General features: G+C 55.7%; 18 protein-coding genes. 7 read left to right on the top strand and 11 right to left on the bottom strand.

The window, feature by feature from the left end; all coding sequences use genetic code 11:
* Positions 1 to 134 precede the first annotated feature (134 nt).
* The gene (locus B2U47_RS17100; protein WP_296676726.1) at positions 135 to 1,253 is read left to right on the top strand and encodes a GNAT family N-acetyltransferase; all 1,119 of its coding nucleotides are present in this window, start codon (positions 135 to 137) and stop codon (positions 1,251 to 1,253) included.
* A gap of 8 nt (positions 1,254 to 1,261) precedes the next feature.
* Here B2U47_RS17100 and hflC read toward each other — a convergent pair whose 3' ends face one another.
* The 4 genes from hflC to nhaA all read right to left on the bottom strand — a co-directional run bounded on the left by hflC (position 1,262) and on the right by nhaA (position 5,823).
* On the bottom strand, positions 1,262 to 2,245 hold the full coding sequence (gene hflC, locus B2U47_RS17105) for a protease modulator HflC (RefSeq protein WP_296676723.1): 984 nt from the start codon (positions 2,243 to 2,245) through the stop codon (positions 1,262 to 1,264).
* The gene (hflK, locus tag B2U47_RS17110) at positions 2,242 to 3,264 is read right to left on the bottom strand and encodes an FtsH protease activity modulator HflK (RefSeq protein WP_296676719.1); all 1,023 of its coding nucleotides are present in this window, start codon (positions 3,262 to 3,264) and stop codon (positions 2,242 to 2,244) included. The genes hflC and hflK overlap by 4 nt, the downstream gene beginning before the upstream one ends.
* Positions 3,265 to 3,361: 97 nt before the next feature.
* Complete coding sequence (gene glp / locus B2U47_RS17115) at positions 3,362 to 4,612, bottom strand: gephyrin-like molybdotransferase Glp (RefSeq protein ID WP_296676716.1); 1,251 nt, start codon at positions 4,610 to 4,612, stop codon at positions 3,362 to 3,364.
* Positions 4,613 to 4,650: 38 nt separating this feature from the next.
* A complete protein-coding gene (nhaA, locus tag B2U47_RS17120) occupies positions 4,651 to 5,823 on the bottom strand; it encodes a Na+/H+ antiporter NhaA (RefSeq protein WP_296676714.1) in 1,173 nt (390 codons plus the stop codon).
* A gap of 151 nt (positions 5,824 to 5,974) precedes the next feature.
* On the opposite strand from nhaA, the gene B2U47_RS17125 reads away from it, so the two are divergent.
* Both B2U47_RS17125 and B2U47_RS17130 read left to right on the top strand, forming a co-directional pair.
* A complete protein-coding gene (locus B2U47_RS17125; protein WP_296676711.1) occupies positions 5,975 to 6,763 on the top strand; it encodes a DUF2189 domain-containing protein in 789 nt (262 codons plus the stop codon).
* Positions 6,760 to 7,923, top strand: coding sequence for an RNA-binding domain-containing protein (locus B2U47_RS17130; protein ID WP_296676708.1), 1,164 nt, complete (start codon positions 6,760 to 6,762; stop codon positions 7,921 to 7,923). Before B2U47_RS17125 ends, B2U47_RS17130 begins: the two co-directional genes overlap by 4 nt.
* Here the strand turns inward: B2U47_RS17130 and B2U47_RS17135 are convergent, their stop codons facing one another.
* The 4 genes from B2U47_RS17135 to B2U47_RS17150 all read right to left on the bottom strand — a co-directional run bounded on the left by B2U47_RS17135 (position 7,924) and on the right by B2U47_RS17150 (position 11,385).
* Positions 7,924 to 8,616, bottom strand: coding sequence for a VC0807 family protein (locus tag B2U47_RS17135; protein ID WP_296676705.1), 693 nt, complete (start codon positions 8,614 to 8,616; stop codon positions 7,924 to 7,926). It abuts the gene before it with no gap.
* 84 nt (positions 8,617 to 8,700) lie between these two features.
* Complete coding sequence (locus tag B2U47_RS17140; protein ID WP_296676702.1) at positions 8,701 to 10,068, bottom strand: ATP-binding protein; 1,368 nt, start codon at positions 10,066 to 10,068, stop codon at positions 8,701 to 8,703.
* A 3-nt stretch (positions 10,069 to 10,071) separates the two neighbouring features.
* A complete protein-coding gene (locus B2U47_RS17145; RefSeq protein ID WP_296676699.1) occupies positions 10,072 to 10,758 on the bottom strand; it encodes a response regulator transcription factor in 687 nt (228 codons plus the stop codon).
* A 117-nt stretch (positions 10,759 to 10,875) separates the two neighbouring features.
* Complete coding sequence (locus B2U47_RS17150; protein ID WP_296676698.1) at positions 10,876 to 11,385, bottom strand: DUF4405 domain-containing protein; 510 nt, start codon at positions 11,383 to 11,385, stop codon at positions 10,876 to 10,878.
* A gap of 156 nt (positions 11,386 to 11,541) precedes the next feature.
* Here B2U47_RS17150 and B2U47_RS17155 point away from each other — a divergent pair, with 156 nt between their 5' ends.
* From B2U47_RS17155 to B2U47_RS17170, 4 genes are read left to right on the top strand one after another with little or no spacing between them, the layout of a single operon-like run.
* Complete coding sequence (locus B2U47_RS17155; protein ID WP_296676695.1) at positions 11,542 to 12,897, top strand: efflux transporter outer membrane subunit; 1,356 nt, start codon at positions 11,542 to 11,544, stop codon at positions 12,895 to 12,897.
* A gap of 11 nt (positions 12,898 to 12,908) precedes the next feature.
* The gene (locus B2U47_RS17160; RefSeq protein WP_296676692.1) at positions 12,909 to 14,243 is read left to right on the top strand and encodes an efflux RND transporter periplasmic adaptor subunit; all 1,335 of its coding nucleotides are present in this window, start codon (positions 12,909 to 12,911) and stop codon (positions 14,241 to 14,243) included.
* Positions 14,240 to 14,938, top strand: coding sequence for an ABC transporter ATP-binding protein (locus tag B2U47_RS17165; protein WP_296676690.1), 699 nt, complete (start codon positions 14,240 to 14,242; stop codon positions 14,936 to 14,938). Before B2U47_RS17160 ends, B2U47_RS17165 begins: the two co-directional genes overlap by 4 nt.
* Complete coding sequence (locus B2U47_RS17170) at positions 14,938 to 16,149, top strand: ABC transporter permease (protein ID WP_296676687.1); 1,212 nt, start codon at positions 14,938 to 14,940, stop codon at positions 16,147 to 16,149. The genes B2U47_RS17165 and B2U47_RS17170 overlap by 1 nt, the downstream gene beginning before the upstream one ends.
* Here B2U47_RS17170 and B2U47_RS17175 read toward each other — a convergent pair.
* The 3 genes from B2U47_RS17175 to secD form a co-directional block, all read right to left on the bottom strand.
* Positions 16,091 to 16,918, bottom strand: coding sequence for a DUF2189 domain-containing protein (locus B2U47_RS17175; protein WP_296676685.1), 828 nt, complete (start codon positions 16,916 to 16,918; stop codon positions 16,091 to 16,093). The genes B2U47_RS17170 and B2U47_RS17175 overlap by 59 nt on opposite strands.
* 126 nt (positions 16,919 to 17,044) lie before the next feature.
* A complete protein-coding gene (secF, locus tag B2U47_RS17180; protein ID WP_296676682.1) occupies positions 17,045 to 17,995 on the bottom strand; it encodes a protein translocase subunit SecF in 951 nt (316 codons plus the stop codon).
* Positions 17,996 to 18,007: 12 nt separating this feature from the next.
* Positions 18,008 to 19,861 (bottom strand): protein translocase subunit SecD, encoded by a 1,854-nt coding sequence (gene secD, locus B2U47_RS17185; RefSeq protein ID WP_296676679.1) that lies wholly within the window; start codon positions 19,859 to 19,861, stop codon positions 18,008 to 18,010.
* Positions 19,862 to 19,955 lie beyond the last annotated feature (94 nt).

The following is a 19,955-nucleotide window of genomic DNA, read 5'->3' on the forward strand; positions in this document are numbered from 1 at the left end:
CAGGTATACGGGAAGCGGGCATTGCCCGCTTTTTGTTGTCGCTGATTTACCTGCGTTTATCCGGTATCGCTAAGCCGTTCAACCGTTTCCTTGCACAATAACCCGAGCAATAACAACAAAACGGGTGTGCCGCCTTGATTCCCCAGCTTGTAACCGCCATCAATGATTTGCGTGACATCGTGCCTGCATGGGATGTGCTTGCCCGTCACGCACTGGAACCCAATGTCTTTTATGAAAGCTGGGCTTTGTTACCCGCACTGGAAACACTGGCTCCCGAGCATTTGAGTATTTTACTGGTGTGGGAAGACTCGTCACATTCCGCCTTGCTGGGTTTGTTTCCCGTGTTACGGGAACGTACTTACCAGAAATGCCCCGCCAATCACTGGACAAACTGGCTGCATCTGCATTGCCCGTTAGGAACTCCCTTGGTACACCGTGATCATGCCGAAGCGGTTTTGGGTGTGATGCTGGGGTGGATGGATGTGTATTCCGGTGCGGTGGTGGTTTCCCTCGACAAGATTCCGGCAGATGGTGCGTTTGCTGCTTGCCTGCAACAGGTAACAGACTTGCAAGGCCGGATGCTGGATCAGCGTGATGGCTGGCAACGTGCCTTGTTGCAAGGGGGCGTTGCCGGTGATGAGTATGTTGCTGCTCATTACCGCAAGAAAAAGCTCAAGGAATATGGCCGCTTGCGGCGGCGTCTTGAGGAACAGGGCGAGCTTGAATACCAGATGTTGTTGCCGGGAGAGCACGGCAACCTGAACCAATGGACGCATGATTTCCTGCGGCTGGAAAGCAAGGGCTGGAAAGGACGGGCAGTGACGGCGATGGGCTGTCATGGTAGTGAACGCCTGTTTGCCGAGAGCCTGATCCACAATGCTGCTGAACGTGGGCAGTTGATGATGCTGAAAATGCTGTTGGATGGTGAGCCGATTGCCATCAAGCTGAATCTTGCCAGTGCTACCCAGGGTTCTTATGCCCTCAAGATTGCTTATGATGAACGTTATGCAGCCTACTCGCCCGGCGTTTTGCTGGAGCTGGAAAACATTTATGCGCTACTCGACAAAACCCATCTGGGTTGGATGGATTCCTGCGCCGATCCTGATCACCCGATGATTGACCACCTATGGGCGGGGCGTCGCCACATGGTCAACTACCACATCAGCACCCGTCAGACTTTCAGCAAACCGTTGCTGCATACTATGCGGCTAGTCAAGACGGCTTACCACTATTACAGAGGTAGCCGTGTTTGATGGGAGGCTTACTGCGTGGTTGAAGGTGAACCAGCTTCCTTGAGGTATTTGAACAGGTCACTGTCTGTCGACAACACCACGGTTGAATCCTGCGTGACGATGGATTTGTAGGCATCCATTGTGCGAGTGAACTCGTAGAACTTTGCTGCCGCTGGGCTTTGGTTGTAAGCATTGGCGTAGATTTCAGCGGCTTTGGCATCACCTTCACCCCGGATTTCCTCTACCTTGCGGTAGGCTTCTGATTGTATCCGGTTCAGGTCACGGGTCATGTTGCCCCGGATACGGGCGGCCTCGCCATTGCCTTCGGAACGAAAGCGTTCGGCAATCTGGCGGCGTTCGCTGATCATGCGCTCAAAAATTTTCGGTTGCACGCTATCGTTGTAGTTGATGCGTTTGAAACGGATGTCGAGCAGCTCAATGCCAAACACTTTCACTTTTTCGGCGGCAGCCTTGAAAATTTCCTGTTCGACCTGCTCACGTCCCTTGCGGATCGGAACCAGTGAGCCAATGGGTGTGCTGTCTTCGCCTTTGGTGGCTTCGGCATTTTCCAGCAGGATGGGGTCTTTGAGCGGAATCCGGTCTTTAGTGGTGCGGACGATTTCAATCAGCTCGTGTTTGGCAACGGCGTTACGGGTTTCACTACCGAGAATATCGTCCAGCCGCGACAGGGCACTGCGTTCGTCACGCATCCGCAAGAAATAGGCCATGGGGTCGATAATGCGCCAACGGGCAAACAGGTCGACGGAGATGTAGAGCTTGTCCTTGGTTGGCATGTCGGAAGGGCTACCATCCCATTCCAGCACGCGCTTGTCGATGCGGTTCACGGTCTGGATAAAGGGCAGTTTCATTTTCAGGCCAGCTTCGGTTTTGGGTTCACCCACCGGTTTGCCGAACTGGGTAAGGATGACTTGCTGGGCTTCGCCGACGGTATAAAAAGCATTGAACAACAGATAGGCCACCAAGGCAGCAACGATGAGCAAGAAACGGTTCATTGGCTGGCCTCCTGTGATGTTGGCTGGGGAAGTTGCCTGTTGAGGTTCAGCAGTGGCAGGATGCCTTGCATGTTTTCGTCAACCACTACCTTGTTTTGTACGTCAGGCAGGATGGTTTGCAGGGTTTCGATGTACAGGCGGCGCTGGGTGACTTCGGGCGCTTTTTGGTATTCGGTCAACACGGCATTGAAACGAGCCACGTCACCTTCTGCTTCGTTGATGCGCTTGAGGCGGTAGCCTTCAGCTTCGCGGATACGCTGGTCTTTTTCCCCTTCTGCCAGTGGAATGACCCGGTTGTAATCGCGGCGGGCTTCATTGATCAGGCGTTCCTTCTCCTGCTGTGCCTGGTTTACTTCGTTGAAGGAATCCTGTACCGGGGCTGGCGGGTTGATATTTTTCAGCTGTACCTGGTCGATGCTGACACCCATTTCGTAACGGGTGGCCAGTTGCTGCATTAGTATCAGGGCTTCGGCCTCGATTTCCTGACGCCCGATGGTGAGGACTTCATCCACCGTGCGGTCGCCAACGGCTTCGCGCATCACGGATTCGGATACGTCACGCAGGGTTTGCCCCGGTTCGCGCACCGCAAACAGGTATTTGGTGGGTTCACTGATACGGTATTGCACGACCCATTCCAGCAGTGCGGCGTTCAGGTCGCCTGTGACCATCGGGGATTCTTCTTCAGGGGTATCCGAGTATTGGTCGGGGTTGGTGGCGTTATCGGTATAAAAGCCAAATTCCTGCTTGAGCTGGCGCTTGACCGGCAGGATGGTAGCAACATCAACACCCAACGGGATTTTGAAATGCAGTCCCGGTGGTATTTCTGCCTGATATTTGCCGAAGCGTTGCAGTACGGCAACAGAATCACTGGGTACGGTATACCACGATGACCATGCGACGATAGCCAGCAGTATTAAAACGATAGGGGCTGCATGAAACAGGCGCAAAAATGACTGCACTGGCGAAATACCCACAGGGGAGCGCCATTTCAGTAGCGGAGCTGATGATTCCTTGCTCATCGTCGTCCCTCCTTCTCATTATATTTTCATTAGGGATCTACGATACGCCGGATGTCTGCTTTTGGCGAGTGTAGTTGGGCAAACGGCAGCAGCCGGGCTACAACAAGCCCTCAAACGGTATGATGGTCACGTTTGTGCCTGCTGCCACATCTCCCCATTCCAGTGGCAGCGCAATAAAGCAGTTAGCCTGGCTCATGGAACGCAAGATATGCGAACCCTGCTCGCCGGTGCTACGAACTTGCCATTGTCCATGACTGTCACGTTCACAGATGCCGCGCTGGTAATCCTTGCGTCCGGGGGCTTTTTTCAGGGGAGTGGTACATACAGCAGTGTATTCCGGTACGAGTGATACGGTTTCGCCGCGTAAAGTCAGGATAGCCGGGCGCACAAACAGCAGGAAGGTTGCCATCACCGACACCGGGTTGCCCGGTAGCCCAAAAAACAGGGTGTTGCCGAGTGTGCCAAACGCCAGCGGCTTGCCAGGTTTGGCGGCGACTTTCCAGAAGTTGACCTGACCCAAGCGTTGCAGGGTGGCAGTGACAAAATCGGCTTCTCCGACCGAAACGCCGCCGCTGGTAATAAATACATCGGCCCGCTGCATGGCTTGTTGGAAAGCATGTTCCACCGCGTCCGGGGTGTCGCGCACCACGCCGAGGTCGATGATTTCCACATCCAGCTTGTTGAGCAAGCCGTATAGGGTGTAACGGTTGCTGTCGTAAATATCACCGGGTTGCAGGCTTTCGCCGATGCTTTTGAGTTCGTCGCCGGTTGAGCAGAACGCGACCCGAGGGCGACGCAAAACCTCGACTTCGCCAATGCCCAGCGAGGCAAGCAAGCCCAGATCGGCAGAGTTAAGTTTGTGCCCGGCTGCCAGTATGGTGTCACCAATGCGCATGTCTTCACCAGGGTGGCGCACGTTTTCACCAGCCTTGGGGGGCTTGTTTATCTGGATGGTGTCGCCGTCACGTTGTACGTTTTCCTGCATGACGACGGTATCTGCACCGTCAGGTACGACTGCGCCAGTCATGATACGGACACATTCACCGGCATGGACGCTACCTGCCAACGGGCGACCGGCAAAAGAACTGCCGATGACCCGCAGGGCTTGCCTGTTGCCGAGATCGGCATGACGCAGGGTATAGCCATCCATTGCTGAATTGCGGTGTGGTGGAACATCCAGCGGGGCGGTGACAGCCTGTGCCAGGATACGTCCCCGAGCCTGCCACAGGTTGGCTGTTTCGTGGGTCGTCAATGCGCTGATGCCTGTCAGGATGTGGGCTTGCGCTTGTTCGACACTTAGGGTTCCGTTAGGCAGGGTGTCACAGGAAATGGTACTGGTTTGGCTCATGCTGGCATCATCAGGTCAGGTAGAAAAAACCGAGTATATCAGTGTGTTTTAGCCAGTCGCCAGCGCAGCAACAGGTAGCCGCAGGTGGCAGACAGGATGGAACCCAGCAGAATTCCCAGACGGTCATCCACCATCGAGTTTGTTCCGCTTTGTTCAAATGCCAGCGAGCTGATGAACAGGCTCATGGTAAAGCCGATGCCTGCCAGCATGGCTACGCCGTAAAGTTCCCACCAGCCAACCCCCTGCGGCATTTTGGCCAGCCGCAACTGGATGCCCAACCAGCAGAACAGCAGGATGCCCCATTGTTTGCCGATGAACAAACCGGTTGCAATTCCCAGCGGGACAGGGTTGAGCAGGGATTCCAGGGACAAGCCTGTCAGGGCAATACCGGTATTCATAAAGGCAAACAGTGGCAGGATCACGAAGGAGACCGAGCCGTGCAGGTCATGTTCCAACCCTTCGGCGAGTGTATGGTTTTCACCGGGGGCAGGGCGCAGCGGGATGAAAAACGCCAGCAACACGCCAGCGAGCGTGGCATGGACACCCGATTTCAACACGGCTACCCACATCACTAGCCCGACCAGCAGGTAAGGCGATAGCGACAGGAGACCACGCCGGTTGAACAGGAACAGTACCAGCAAGGCGATACCCGCCACTACCAGTGACGTAACCGACAAGTCGGTAGTGTAAAACAGTGCAATGATCACAATTGCGCCCAGGTCATCGACAATCGCCAGAGTCAGCAGGAACAGCTTGAGGGCGGCGGGTACGCGCTTGCCCAGCAGTGACAGCACCCCTAGGGCAAAAGCAATGTCGGTAGCGGTTGGGATGGCCCAGCCACGCATGGCGGCAGCATCCCCCTGATTGAATGCTGTGTAAATCAGGGCGGGCATGAGCATACCGCCGATGGCTGCCAGTATTGGCAGGGCAGCTTTGGCGGGGTCAGCCAGTTCGCCGTGCAGGATTTCGCGCTTGAGTTCCAGCCCTACCAGCAGGAAAAACAGCGCCATCAAACCATCATTCACCCATAGCAGCAGGGGTTTGGCAATGTGCAAGGCTCCAATGCGCACTTCCACTGGAGTATTAAGCAGGGCATCGTACAGGTATTGCGCAGGCGAGTTGACGGTAATCATTGCCATGACGGCAGCAATCACCAGTAGGATACCGCTGGCAGATTCAAGTTTGAGGAATTGTTTGAGTGTGTATTTCATGCCGGTATTATCCCAGTTAGCCAGCAGGCATGACAAATAACACTTGCCATTTGCCCTTAATTGCAGCTTTGCCATTTGTTGATGACGGGGATATGATGTTTTTGCCCTAGTTAATAACCCAGAACATGTTGCACCCGCAGAGGTTTAGTCGATGCAGAATTTGTTAAATGTGGATCAATCGTTTACGCATTACGCTGTGCGTCAGGTCGAATTTGCCGATATTCCCAAGTGGTTACGCCAAGGCGCTGCGGATATTAAAGCCAACCCTTGGTCTAGCCTGTTGTATGGGATCATCTTTACGCTGGTGGGGGGCAGCATGAGTATCCTGTCAGCCAACAACCCCGGTTTTTTCATGGCAACTGCGGCTGGTTTCATGTTGCTGGGGCCGTTTCTTGCGCTGGGGCTGTATGACCTGAGCCTGCGTCGTGAACACGGTGAACCGGTCAACTTTTTGCAGTCTACGCTGGCATTGAAACGAAACCCGGTCAACCTGACGCTGTACGCAGCGGTGTTGGGTGTGCTGATGCTGTTATGGTTGCGGATGTCCACCATCGTGCTGGATGTTTTCCTGCAAGAGACGGCAGCGGCTGAGCTACACAGTTATTTCGGCTTTATGGCGGCACTGCTGGGGTCAAAAATGGGTTGGTTGTTCACACTGTCGTTCATGTCTGTGGGGTTGATGTTTGCGCTGGTGTCCTTTGTCACGGGCGTGGCTACCGTACCGATGTTGCTGGAGCGCAAGGTGAGTCTAGTGACGGCATTGAATACCAGCATCCGCGCCATCCTCACCAACTGGAAAGTCATGCTGGCGTGGGCGGCGAGCATCGCACTGATTATTGGCGCGGGTTTGTTGCCGTTTAGCCTTGGGCTGATCATTGCCATGCCGCTGGTTTCGTATGCCAGTTGGCACGCCTACCGCGCCATGGTTGAGCCAGTATGACCCTTGAGGAACTTACAGCCCAAATTGCCCTCGGCGAAGACAGTCGCCGTCAGTTTAAGCAGGATATTCACAATACCGATGCGTTAGCCGCCGAAATGGCGGCTTTTGCCAATACGGATGGTGGCGTGATTTTGTTGGGTGTTGCGGATGATGGTGGGTTGCCGGGTTTGAGTTTGACGGATGTGGCGCGTTTAAACCAGATGATCAGCAATGCTGCTTCCCAGCATATCCGCAGCCCGTTGGCTGTACAGACTGAAAATATTGCGTTGGGTGATGATGGGTGCTTGTTAATAGCACTGACTATTCCCAAGGGTTTGGATAAGCCCTACTTTGACCGTAATGGCGTGATTTGGCTAAAAAGTGGAGCAGACAAGCGCCGGGTCAATTCCAAAGAAGAATTGCGCCGCTTGTTCCAGAGTGTGGATTTGTTACACGCTGATGAAGTCCCGTGCAAGGTAGGTTTGGAGGCGATTGACCGCCACAGTTTGGCAGAATTTTTACACGCAACCTATGGTTTGGAGATTCCTGAGCAAAATACGGATTTGTTACGTTTATTGCAAAATATGAACCTTGCAAACGTTGATGGATATGTAAACCTCGCTGGGGTATTGTTGTTTGGTAAACGCCCTGAATGGGTAAAACCGGCTTTTATTGTCAAAGCGGTGGCATTTCCGGGTAATGTCATTGAGTCCAGCAGCTACGTGGATAGTGAAGACATCGGTGGCAGACTGCGGGATATGTTCGATGATACCTTGCGTTTCATTATGCGTAACTTGCATAAGCGGCAGGGACAGCAAGGTTTCAATTCAGTGGGGGAGCCTGAAGTACCGCGTTTGGTATTTGAGGAACTGCTGGTTAATGCTCTGATTCATCGGGATTACTTTATCAGTGCACCGATTCGGGTGTTGGTTTACGCTAATCGCATTGAGATTATCAGCCCCGGTCATTTGCCTAATAATTTGACCGTCGAAAAAGTCAAAGCGGGTAACTCGAATTTACGAAACCCCGTTCTAGCATCGTTCATCGCTAAAAAGCTCTTACCTTATCGAGGTTTAGGCTCAGGTATTCTCCGAGCCTTGGAAGCGTGGCGGCAGATTGATTTCAAGGATGACCGCGAGGCGTGCCTGTTTACTGTAACGGTGTGGCGACCTGCGGATTGATTATTCTGCCCCATGCATGACTTCCGTCAGCGTTAATCCTGCCAGTGAGCGGATGCTGCGGGCAAGGTAGTAAAACACTGCCAGCATCATCAGCATGGAGGGGATCGCAATCATCGGGTAACTCATCAGCGTCAGTTGCCCCAATTCCTCATTGAATGCCGCCGTGCCGCTGGGGCTGGTGACAATGTAGGTGGCGAGGAAATAGTTCATCGTCGCAGAAAAGGCGAAGGTTCCGCCAAACAGCCAGTTCGCGGTTTGCAAGCGTTGGTCGAATTCACGCTGGGTTCCACGGATAGCCAGTTGTTCCTGTATTTTTTCGACGTGCAACAAGCGTTGGTTGAATAGCACGGTGCGGATCAGCGGGTACTTGGTATAAGTGGAGCCAATTACCGCAATGCCCAAAATGGCGGGAATAGCGGCTTCCTTGACCGCCAGCCATTGTGTATCCAGTTCCAGCAAGCCAATACCGCCAGTCAGCAACACACTCACCAGACCCAAAGCCGCGAACAGGTTGATTTTGCGGTTGCGTATCCAGTCAAAGATTCCCCAGCCTAGTGGGAATGACAGCGCCAGTATCAGGGCATTCGTTGTACCCAGTTGTTCGGGGGTACTGAGTTTCATCAGGATCAGTGAAGGAATCACCAGAGTGAGGGCGATTTCGAGTAATGGGTTGGATTTCGGTGTGGTATTCATGGCAAGGTATTAGCGTTTCGTGTCAGCCGTTATTCGTGGGCGCTATTAAAACAGGAATGCTTGGCTGAGGAAATAAAACACCACTCAAGCATCCCATTTCAGCGGCAACCTGATCCTGATGCGCAAGCCTTGTGGTGTACGGTTGCTGGCGTGAATGCTTCCCCCATGACTTTCAATTGCTCGCCGCGCAATGGCAAGCCCCAGTCCGTAGCCATGCCGGTTGGCACTGCCCGCACTGCTGCGCTGGAATGCCTCGAAAATGCTGTCCAGTTCCGTTTCTGGCACGCCTGTCCCCTGATCATCCACATTAATTTGCAACTGCTCGCCCTGGCGGTGGATGCTCAGGTTAACGCTGGTATTGGTCGGGGTGTGGTGGATGGCATTGCGCACCACGTTTTCCAGCGCCCGATACAGTAATTCGCCGCGCCCCTGAAGCAGCGGCAGATCGTCCACATCCGCCTGGAATACCACCTGCCGCCCCATCGCATCCGCCTCGAAGCGGGCATCATCAATCACCGCATCCAGCAATTCCAGAATGTCGATGTATTCATCCAGTGGTTGTGGCACGCCGGATTCCAGACGGGAGAGCGTCAGCACTTCACCGACGAGTGTGTCCAGTCGCTCGGCTTCGTGTTCGATGCGATCCAGACTGCTGGCAATCTTTTCCGGCTGCTGGCGGGCAAGCCCGACACTGACTTGCAAGCGTGCCAGCGGCGAACGCAGCTCGTGCGATACGTCATGCAACAGGCGGCGTTGCGATGCCATCAGGTTTTGCAACTGACTGGTCATCTCATCGAAAGCACGCCCTAGGTCGGCAATTTCATCGCGCCGTTTGCCAATCGACGGTGTGACCCGCTGGCTGAAATCGCCTTTGGCAACTGCACCGAATGCCTTGCGCAACACGCTAACCGGCTGGGAGAAATACCAGGCCAGCAGGAAGCTGGAGATAAAACTGACCACAATGCCGGAGACAATCATGAAAGAAGGGGGAAAGTGGCGTGGAGGGCGTAACTGGTTTTCCTGGCGGAATTGCGGGAACTGCCCGGCAACCGGTGCGAACAGCACGTAGTTTTCCGCACCTGACTGCACACTGCGGACAATTGGCAGTTTCAGGTTCTGGGTAACGGCAATACGCACCCGTTCGAGGGTATCGGCGGAAACGGTGCGCCCCAGCAGTTCCGCGCCGTTGCTATCGACAGCGTATACCTGGAGGTCACGCGGGGCTTCATCCTTTTGTTCCTGCAACATGTTGCGCAGTGCTGGTGTGCCGCCGTACAGGAACGTGTTGGCAGCGGCCTTGACGGCAATTACCGAATGGGGGCGGATGACCACATCCTTTTCCATTTCTTGCAGGTTGTTGTGGTGCATCCACACCATTGCGCCAGTGATGCCGCCAGTGACCAGCAGGGTCAGCCAGAATGTGAGCAGGATTTTCCAGAACAGTCGCCCCATGCCTTATTCCCCCACCAACTGGTAGCCAATACCCCGGATGGTCTGGATGCAGGAGCGCCCGTCCGGCAGGTTGCCGAGTTTGTGGCGGATGCTGCTCATGTGTACGTCGATGCTGCGGTCGTAACGGGTAAGCGTGCGCCCTAAACCGTGGGTCGACAGGTCGTTTTTGCTGACGGTTTGCCCGGCGCGGCGTGCCAGTACTTCCAGCAGGTTGAATTCGGTGCTGGTCAGTTCCAGTGGCTGGTTTTGCCAACTGGCTTGGCGCTTTTCCGGCAGCAGGGTTAGCCCGCCGACTTGCAGCGGTTCGTGCTGGTTGTTGGCAGTGTCCGGGTTGGCGCGGCGTAAAATGGCGCGGATGCGGGCGGCAAGTTCACGCGGCATACACGGTTTCGGTACGTAATCGTCTGCGCCCAGTTCCAGCCCGATAATGCGGTCGATGTCGTCGCCCCGTGCTGTCAGCATCAGTACCGGTATCTGGCTGTGGGTGCGGATGCGGCTGAGGGCTTCAATTCCGCTCATGCCGGGCATCATCACATCCAGCACTACCAGCGCATAATCGCCATTGAGGGCTTCGCGCACGGCAGATTCCCCATCGTGTACGGCAGTGATGCTGAAGCCTTCACGCTCCAGGTATTCGCGCAACATATTGGTGAGTTCGATGTCGTCGTCGACCAGTAATAGCTTGCTCATGATGGCTCTCACGGGTTCTTGCATAGCTTGCATCATACGGCGAACCAGCGGTGGGGGGAGGGAGTTTTTGTATGGTTAAAGCGGGCGTCCCTGCCCAACATCCATCCTTGAAGCTGCTTATTGCGCTCCCATTACCCCATTCAGCACTTCCATCGGGTTACGCTGGTTTTGCTTGGCTATCGCATCCAGCGAAGTGGCTGCTGCATCTACGGCAAATCCTTTTTCCTGCAATTTCGCCCGTAAACTGTCCGGGGTGTTGCCGGTAATATCGGCTACTTTGTCCAGCGGGGCAGTCAGCAGGACTTGCGCTGCCTGCATTGGGCCGCCACGCCCCTGTGGACCACGGCGTTCATCACCCTGAATCAGCATCGCTGCAAGCAGTAATAAGGCAAACACGCCGATAACGGCTACTGCCGGTTTCTGGCTGAAATAACGGCTAAATGCTCGCCAATTGACAACAACGTGCAAGCCGACAGCCAATAGCATCAACCAGCTCAGCCATTCGTGGGCAACCTTGATGATGCCGAGTTCGATATGGAAAAACATCATGACGCCGGTAATGCTGATCAGCATGAATGCACCGATGGTCATCGGTGTGGCCCAGCGGCGTAGGGTGGTGGTGTCCATGAGCACTCTCCTGTAAAAGTGGTTTTCACTACTATCATTGCCGACCACTGCCAGCTCGCCAACCGCTTTTACATTTCTTTACACGAGCTTTACCCACCTTAACTCACGACTACGCCACACTGGTTGCATGGAACATCAAGCAAGGAATCCGACCGTATGTCACCCAAATCACCCGTGTTGCTCACCCTTGCCATCAGTCTGGCGCTGACGGCGTGTAGTCAGACTCCGCCGCGTAGTGACACTGCTACCAGCACGGTGCAAATAGCACCCACCGCAAGCAGCAGTACCCGCACCCCGGTACAAGCCGCTTGGTGGCAGCGTTTCAATGACCCGCTCATGACCGCCCTGATTCAGGAAACCCTGCAAGCCAGCCCCGACATCAAGACCGCGCAAGCCAGCCTGCGGGCAGCCCGCGCCCAGCGGACGATTGCCGGAGCCAGCCTGCTGCCTACCCTGAATATCGGTGGCTCTGCCCGTCGCAGCGGTGGTAATGACAGCTACGGCGCAAGCCTTGATGCGAGTTGGGAAGCCGATATTTTTGGTGGCAACCGCCTCGCCAGCAGCGCTGCCGAAGCCGATGTGCAGGCGACCCAAGCCAGTCTGGAAGATGTCAAAGCCTCACTTGCGGCTGAAGTTGCCAGCAGCTACGTCAACCTGCGGCTGGCACAAGCCCGTCTGAGCGTGGCACGCCAAAGTCTGGCAGCACGTCAGGAAACCGTGCGCCTGATCACCCTCAAGCAACAGGCCGGGCTTGCCAGTGCGCTGGAAGTCGAGCAGGCTAACCTCAGCCTCGGTCAGTCGCAGGCACAAATTCCGGCGCTGGAAAGCAGCATTACCCAGAACCAGCACGCGCTGGCGACCCTGACCGGCAAGGAACCACAGGCGCTGCAATCCCGGCTGGCGGCAGCCAAACCGGTTCCGGTAGTGGCGGTGCAGGTGGCAGCAACCATCCCTGCCAATGCCATCCGTCAGCGCCCGGACATCCGTGCCGCCGAATACAAGGTGCAAGCGGCTTCCCTGCGGGTCGGTGAAGCCAAAGCCAATCTGTACCCCAGTTTCAATCTGGGCGGTTCACTCAGTGCCAGTAGCGTGAGTGTGGGCGATTTATTTGACCCGGCGAATGTAGCACGTTCGTTACTGGCTTCCATCAGTGCGCCCCTGTTTGACGGTGGCAAGCTGAAACAGCAGGTGGAAAGCCGTGATGCTGCCCGCGAACAAGCAGTTGCCAGCTACCAGAAAGCCGTGCTGACCGCACTCAGGGATGTTGCCAATGCCTTTGCCAGCCTGCAAGCCAACCGTCAGCAGCAGCCGGTGTTGCAAAACAACGTCACGCTGGCCCGTAGTGCCGAAAAGCTGGCGCAACTCAGCTATGACGCAGGTACGGCAGATTTCCAGAACGTACTGGATGCGCAGCGTTCAGTCCTGAGCGCTCAGGAAAGCCTGCTGGCAGCACAGGTCGACAATACACAAGCCGTGATCAGCCTGTATAAGGCGATCGGTGGGGCATGGTAAGGGGAAACGACATGAGTACAACCACGACACCATCCGTTCAGGATGTCCTCAAACAGCAAGCGGGCAGCAAGGGCAAGCGCGTCTGGAAAAATACCCTCGCTATGCTGGTGGCACTGGCGATTGCGGGGGGCGCAGGCTGGTATTTCTTCAGCAAGCCCGCCACGACCCGTCAGCCCAGCTATCAGACCCAACCGGTCAAGCGCGGCAACCTCAGTGTGACGGTGACGGCGACCGGCAACCTCAAACCGCTCAATCAGGTGGATATTGGCACGGAACTTTCCGGCACGGTCGACAAGGTACTGGTCGATACCAATGATACCGTCAAGAAGGGGCAGGAACTGGCACGCCTCAACACCACCCAGTTGAATGACACCATTACCAAGAGCAAAGCCGCGCTGGCCTCTGCCGAAGCCAAGGTCAAACAGGCCGCTGCCACTGTCAAGGAAGCCCGCGCCAACCTCAATCGCCTGCAACAACTGCACGCGGCTTCGGGTGGCAAGCTGCCTGCCAGGGCAGAGCTGGATACAGCCGCTGCTACACTGGAACGTGCCCAGGCGGATGAAGCCGTCAGCAAGAGCACGGTGACTTCCGCCAAAGCCGAATTGCGATCCGCCGAAACCAACCTTGGCAAGGCCATCATCACCTCGCCGATTGATGGCGTAGTGCTGTCACGCGCGATTGAACCGGGGCAAACGGTGGCGGCTTCCTTCTCCGCGCCGACCCTGTTTACGCTGGCGGAAGATCTGGCGAAGATGGAACTGGAAGTCGGCGTGGATGAGGCCGATGTCGGGCAGGTCAAGGATGGGCAAACAGCCGAATTTACCGTGGATGCCTGGTCTGGGCGCAAATACCCCGCCATCATCACCCGTGTAAGCCTGGGTTCCACCCTGTCGGATAACGTCGTTACATACCTGACCACCATGACGGTGGAAAATGCCGACCTGACCTTGCGCCCCGGCATGACCGCTACCGCCACCATTGCGACCAATGCGCGGGATGATGTGGTGCTGATCCCGAATGCGGCCTTGCGTTTTACCCCCTCGCCAACGGCAGGCAACGCTGGAACGGGTGGTGCGCAAGGTCAAAACAGCAGCTTCCTCTCCAAGCTGATGCCACGCCCGCCCGGTGGCATGGCACGCCAGCAACCTTCCAAACCGGAAACGGATACCAGTAACAGTGAACAGACTGTGTGGGTGCTGGACAACGGCAGCCCTGCGCCGGTCAAGGTCAAGACCGGTATCAGTGACGGCATGATGACCGAAATGGTGGCGGGCGAGTTACAAGCAGATAGGCAGGTCATTGTTGGCAGTAGCAGTGCCAATGGCAACGGGGGAGCCAAACCATGAGCGCCCTGATTGAGTTCCGCAACATCACCAAAACCTACGGGCAAGGGCAAGCGGCGTTTCAGGCATTGCGCGGGGTGGATTTGCGTATCGACGAGGGCGACTTCGTGGCGGTGATGGGGCCAAGCGGTTCCGGCAAATCCACGGCGATGAATATCATCGGCTGTCTGGACGTACCCACTTCCGGCGAATACCTGTTCCGCGACGTGCATGTGGAACAGCTTGACCGCAACCAGCGGGCGTTGTTGCGGCGCAATTTCCTCGGCTTTGTATTTCAGGGTTTCAACCTGCTGGCACGCACCACCGCGCAGGAAAATGTGGAATTGCCGCTGCTGTACCGGGGCGAATCCACCACGACCCGCGAGCAGATGGCAGCGGCGGCACTCGAACAGGTCGGCCTGACTGGCTGGGGGCATCATACCTCAGCGGAACTCTCCGGCGGGCAACAACAGCGGGTGGCGATTGCGCGGGCGATTGTCACCAACCCGACCCTGCTGCTGGCGGACGAACCAACCGGCAACCTCGATACCCAGCGCAGCCGCGAAATCATGGAATTGCTGGCTTCCCTCAACCGCGACAAAGGCATCACCATCCTGATGGTGACGCACGAACCGGACATGGCGGAATACGCCAAGCGGGTGGTGCACTTTGTTGACGGCAGGGTTGACAGCGATGTCCGTCACCGGGAGACAGGCTAATGTTGTGGAACAGTTTTTTACTCGCCTTGCGCGAAATCCGCCGCAACCTGTTGCGTTCCTTCCTGACCACCCTCGGTATTGTGATCGGGGTCTCCGCCGTTATCACTATGGTGACACTGGGCAACGGCGCGACCCAGGCGGTGAAAAACCAGGTCGCCAGTCTCGGCAGCAACCTGCTGCAAATCCGCTCCGGGCAACGCATGTTCGGCCCTCCCGGCAGTGGGGCGCGTGCCCCGGCGTTTGAACTGGCGGATGTGGCCGCCATTCAGGAGCGCATTAGCGGGCTGGCGGCGGTCGCACCGGAAATCAGCCGTACTGCTACCGTGGTTTCTTCCGCCAACAACTGGTCAACCAGCGTGACCGGCTCCAGCAATGATTTTCTGCTGGCGGGCAACTGGCAACTGGCTGCCGGGCGCGAGTTCAGCAAGGCCGAGCTGGATGGTGGGCAATCGGTCTGCATTATTGGTGAAACCATCCGCCGCGAACTGTTCGGCACACGCCAGCCACTGGGCGAATCCATGCGGGTGAAAAACTTTTCCTGTGAAATCATCGGTATTCTGGTTTCCAAAGGGCAGGCGACCATGGGGCGCGATCAGGATGAAATCGTGCTGATGCCGATCCATACCGTGCAACGCCGCTTGAGTGGCAACCGGGATGTTTCCAGCATCCAGGTGTCGGTGCAAAACGAAGGCGACATCGACCGGGTGAAAAACGAGCTGACCCAACTGCTGCGCGAACGGCGGCGGCTGGAAAAGGGCGAAGACGACAATTTCAACGTGCAGGATACCCGCCAGATTGCCGAAACCCTGTCTGGTACAACCCAAATCCTCACCACCTTGCTTGGGGCAGTAGCTTCGGTAAGTTTGCTGGTGGGCGGGATTGGTATCATGAATATCATGCTGGTTTCCGTTACCGAGCGTACCCGCGAAATCGGTATCCGGCTGGCGATTGGTGCGCTGGAACGTGAAGTGTTGCTGCAATTCCTGATCGAAGCCGTGGTGCTGGCGATGCTGGGCGGGCTGATCGGTATCGTGCTGGCAACGCTGGCATCGGTCGGCCTGGCGGGCGTGATGCAGGTTCCCTACAGCTTCAACCTCGGCATCAATGTACTGGCGTTCGTGTTTTCAGCCGGAATCGGGATTCTGTTCGGGTTCATGCCTGCGAAACGGGCGGCGCGGCTGGATCCGATTGAGGCGCTACGGCATGAGTAGCCGTATCCGGGTCTTGTTCCCATTCATCACTGATAATGGCTTCCCGATAACCGCGCCAGCTTGCATAACCGATCACCGGCAGCGTCGCTAGAAACGCCACAAACAGCGTTAGGAAACCAACCACTACTGATGCAAGCAGTATTCCAGCCCACAGCAGCATTGCCGGTTTGTTTTTCAACACGGCATTGAAACTGGTCAGCATCGCGGTGATGGCGTCGACATCTCGATCCATCATCATCGGCAGGGAATACACCCCGGCGCAAAAGATAACCGTGGCAAACACCGCGCCCACCAGTGAACCAATCCCGAGGAATGTCAGCCATTCCATCACCGTCGGCTCTGTTCCCATCGGCAGGAAAATATTGATGGCAGTGGCGGAACGCGCCCACACCAAAAACACGATCAGTAGGGCAAAGGCGAAAATCATCTGGTTGCCAAGGCGTTTCTTGCCTTGTTGCAGGCAAAAACCAATCTGCGGTTTCTTGCCTCGGTCAAGCTGGCAACTGACCGAGTACAGCCCCATCGCCAGTGCAGGCCCCAGGAATATAAAAGCGGCAAACAGGACGATGACCATCGTGAAACTTCCCACTTGCCAAGCCCAGGCAACGATCAGCCAACTGATAAGCATGAACAGCCCACCATATAACATGCTGAGTAACGGAGCCTGACGGAAATCCTGCCACCCCAGTTGGAGCCAGCGCAGCGGGGCAGTCGTATCCAGTTGGCGGCAAGGGGCAACGAATGGGCGGGTGTCTTCTGTCATGGACATGGCGAAACCTCCTTCTCACGGTCTATCTACAAAGATTACACCAACAATCAGGGGTTTGCTGTGTTCCTGACAAAATGAAGCCCCCTGACGGGGGCTTCATCACTCACTCAATGCGAATGTTCCGACTTAGACGACAGAACCGTCCGCATTCATCCCTTCGATTTTTTCCTCTTCCTTCGGAATCATGTGCTCACGCTTGAGACCGAACAGCAGCAGCAGCGGGGAAGCTACCAATACTGATGAGTAAATACCGAACATGATGCCGATGGTCAGAGCCAATGCAAAGTTGTGCAGTGCCTCACCGCCGAACCACAGCATGGATGTGACCATGATCTGGGTAGACAGGTGGGTGATAATGGTGCGTGACATGGTGGTGGTAATGGCACTGTCGATGATGTCTGGGATGGTTTCATCGCGCATGGTGCGGATATTTTCCCGAATCCGGTCAAATACAACCACCGATTCGTTCACCGAGTAACCGAGGATTGCCAGTACACCCGCCAGTACCGTCAGGTCAAACTGCCACTGGAAGAAGGCAAACAGGCCGAGGATGATCACCACGTCATGCAGGTTGGCAATCGCTGCCGAGACCGCAAAGCGCCACTCGAAACGGATGGCAAGGTAAATGATGATGCCCGCCGCTACCAGTAATAGCGCCAGACCACCGTTTTCATACAGCTCTTGCCCGACCTGTCCACCTACGAAATCAACCTTGCTCAGGCTGACATCAGGAGTGGTGCTTTTCAGTACGCCCATGATCTGTTCGCTGATCTGCGCACTGGAAACGCCTTCCTTCAAGGGCACACGGATCAGCACATCCTGTGAAGAGCCGAAGTTTTGTACGGCAACTTCGTGGTAGCCGGTAGCCTTGATGGTTTCACGGATGGTGTCCAGCGGAGCAGCTTGCGCATAACGCACTTCCATGACTGTACCGCCAGTGAAATCCACCCCCAGGTTCAGGCCGTAGAAAAACAGTGCCCACACCGAAAACAGGAAGGTTGCCAGCGAAATGGCCGTCGTGGTTTTGCCATACCGCATGAAGGGAATGGCTTTCTTGAAATGAAAAAACTCTAACATGGCCTGATTCCCTTAAATTGAAATTTTTTGCAGGCGTGGCTTGTAACCGTAAATCAGGTTCACAATCGCACGTGATACGGTGACGGCGCTGAACATGGAGGTGAGGATGCCAAGGCACAGCACCACCGCGAAGCCCTTGATTGGTCCAGAGCCGAGCAAGAACAGGGCGATACCTGCAATCAGTGTGGTCAGGTTGGAGTCAAGGATTGTGCCCCACGCACGGTCGTAACCTGCATTGATGGCGACTTGCGGTGACGCTCCCGCCCGCAGTTCTTCACGGATACGTTCATTGATCAACACGTTGGCGTCAATTGCCATCCCCAGAGTCAGGGCGATACCTGCCAGACCGGGCAAGGTCAGGGTTGCCTGCAACATGGAGAGCAGGGCAAACAGGAAGAAACCGTTGATACCCAGAGCCAGACTCGCAGTCAGGCCAAACATGCGGTAGTAGACGAGCATGAATACAACAACAGCCGCAAAGCCCCAAATATTGGAATTGAAGCCTTTCTCGATGTTTTCCTTACCCATGCTGGGGCCAACGGTACGTTCTTCGACAATGTAGAGCGGAGCAGCCAGCGCACCGGCACGCAGCAACAGGGCGAGGTCACGCGATTCCTTGGGGGAATCCAGCCCGGTAATCTGGAAACGTTTGCTCAACTGTTCCTGAATCCGCGCCACGTTGATGACTTCTTCGGTAGTCTTGCTGGTTTTGACCTGCTGCCCATCTACTTCCTTGCTGTCGATTTTGGTTTCAATAAACACGACCGCCATCAGCTTTTGCACGTTTTCCCCAGTAACTTTGGCGAAACGGCTTGCGCCCTTGCCGTCCAGCGTGATGTGTACCGCAGGCCGGTTATTCTGGTCGAAACCGGAAGACGCATCGGTGATGTAGTCGCCAGTCAACATGACTTTGCGCTTGAGCAGGATTGGGTTGCCGTTGCGCTCCTTGTAAAGCTGGGAACCAATCGGCGGACGCCCGTTTTGCTGTGCCTGGAACGGGTCGTTTTCCTCATCCACTAGGCGGAATTCGAGGGTGGCGGTCGCACCAAGGATTTCCTTGGCACGAGCAGTATCCTGTACTCCTGGCAATTGCACCACGATACGGTTCATGCCCTGTTGCTGGATAACCGGCTCGGCAACACCCAGTTCGTTGACACGCTTGCGCAGGGTAATGATATTCTGCTGGACGGCGAATTTCTGGATGCCAACCAGGGTGGCTTGTGAAATGCTGGCTTGCAGGCTGTTGCCATCGGCTGGCTTGCTGAATTGCAGGCTGTCACCGTAGGATTTGCGCAGGGCATTTTCAGCCGTATCGCGTGCAAACGCATCGTTGAATTTGGCAACGATACTGTCACCTTCGCGGGCAATCCCCTGGTATTTGATGTCCTGTTCACGCAGCAGGTCGCGGAATTCGTCTTCGTAACGGTCAATCGCCTTGTCGGTAGCTGCCTGCATGTCCACTTCCATCAGGAAATGCACCCCGCCGCGCAAGTCCAGACCGAGGTACATTGGGTTGGCATTCAGGGCGCGTAACCAGCCTGGTGTGGAAGGGGCAAGGTTGAGTGCTACCACGAACTGGCTACCAACTGCTTCTTTCAGGGCTTCGGATGCCTTGAGTTGTGTGTCGGTATCCTCAAAGCGGAACAGGGCTTGCTGACCGTTGTTTTCGCTGGCGCGTACCGTCAGCCCTTTGGCTTGCAATGCCTGCTCAAAACGCTGCATGGTCGCCGGATCAATCGGTTGGTCAAGTTTAGGGCTTAACTGTACTGCCGGTTCGGACGGGAAAAAATTGGGAACAGAATAAATGACCCCGACCAGCAGGATCACTGCGATCATGAGGTACTTCCAGAGTGGATAGCGGTTCATTGTTATAGGTTTCCGTTTGTTAGCCTGTACCCCTCACCCCCTAGCCCCCTCTCCCTACAGGGGCGAGGGGGAATAAGAAAGATGGCCTCTTAGC

The organism is Thiothrix sp. UBA5583 (assembly GCA_002425225.1).
Classification (GTDB): Bacteria; Pseudomonadota; Gammaproteobacteria; order Thiotrichales; family Thiotrichaceae; genus Thiothrix; species Thiothrix moscowensis.

Bases quoted from the DNA above. Each gene is read 5' to 3' on its own strand.
- hflC (WP_296676723.1), bottom strand. From the start codon at position 2,245: ATGAACCGTTTCTTGCTCATCGTTGCTGCCTTGGTGGCCTATCTGTTG.
- hflK (WP_296676719.1), bottom strand. From the start codon at position 3,264: ATGAGCAAGGAATCATCAGCTCCGCTACTGAAATGGCGCTCCCCTGTG.
- glp (WP_296676716.1), bottom strand. From the start codon at position 4,612: ATGAGCCAAACCAGTACCATTTCCTGTGACACCCTGCCTAACGGAACC.
- nhaA (WP_296676714.1), bottom strand. From the start codon at position 5,823: ATGAAATACACACTCAAACAATTCCTCAAACTTGAATCTGCCAGCGGT.
- B2U47_RS17125 (WP_296676711.1), top strand. From the start codon at position 5,975: ATGCAGAATTTGTTAAATGTGGATCAATCGTTTACGCATTACGCTGTG.
- B2U47_RS17130 (WP_296676708.1), top strand. From the start codon at position 6,760: ATGACCCTTGAGGAACTTACAGCCCAAATTGCCCTCGGCGAAGACAGT.
- B2U47_RS17135 (WP_296676705.1), bottom strand. From the start codon at position 8,616: ATGAATACCACACCGAAATCCAACCCATTACTCGAAATCGCCCTCACT.
- B2U47_RS17140 (WP_296676702.1), bottom strand. From the start codon at position 10,068: ATGGGGCGACTGTTCTGGAAAATCCTGCTCACATTCTGGCTGACCCTG.
- B2U47_RS17145 (WP_296676699.1), bottom strand. From the start codon at position 10,758: ATGAGCAAGCTATTACTGGTCGACGACGACATCGAACTCACCAATATG.
- B2U47_RS17150 (WP_296676698.1), bottom strand. From the start codon at position 11,385: ATGGACACCACCACCCTACGCCGCTGGGCCACACCGATGACCATCGGT.
- B2U47_RS17155 (WP_296676695.1), top strand. From the start codon at position 11,542: ATGTCACCCAAATCACCCGTGTTGCTCACCCTTGCCATCAGTCTGGCG.
- B2U47_RS17160 (WP_296676692.1), top strand. From the start codon at position 12,909: ATGAGTACAACCACGACACCATCCGTTCAGGATGTCCTCAAACAGCAA.
- B2U47_RS17165 (WP_296676690.1), top strand. From the start codon at position 14,240: ATGAGCGCCCTGATTGAGTTCCGCAACATCACCAAAACCTACGGGCAA.
- B2U47_RS17170 (WP_296676687.1), top strand. From the start codon at position 14,938: ATGTTGTGGAACAGTTTTTTACTCGCCTTGCGCGAAATCCGCCGCAAC.
- B2U47_RS17175 (WP_296676685.1), bottom strand. From the start codon at position 16,918: ATGTCCATGACAGAAGACACCCGCCCATTCGTTGCCCCTTGCCGCCAA.
- secF (WP_296676682.1), bottom strand. From the start codon at position 17,995: ATGTTAGAGTTTTTTCATTTCAAGAAAGCCATTCCCTTCATGCGGTAT.
- secD (WP_296676679.1), bottom strand. From the start codon at position 19,861: ATGAACCGCTATCCACTCTGGAAGTACCTCATGATCGCAGTGATCCTG.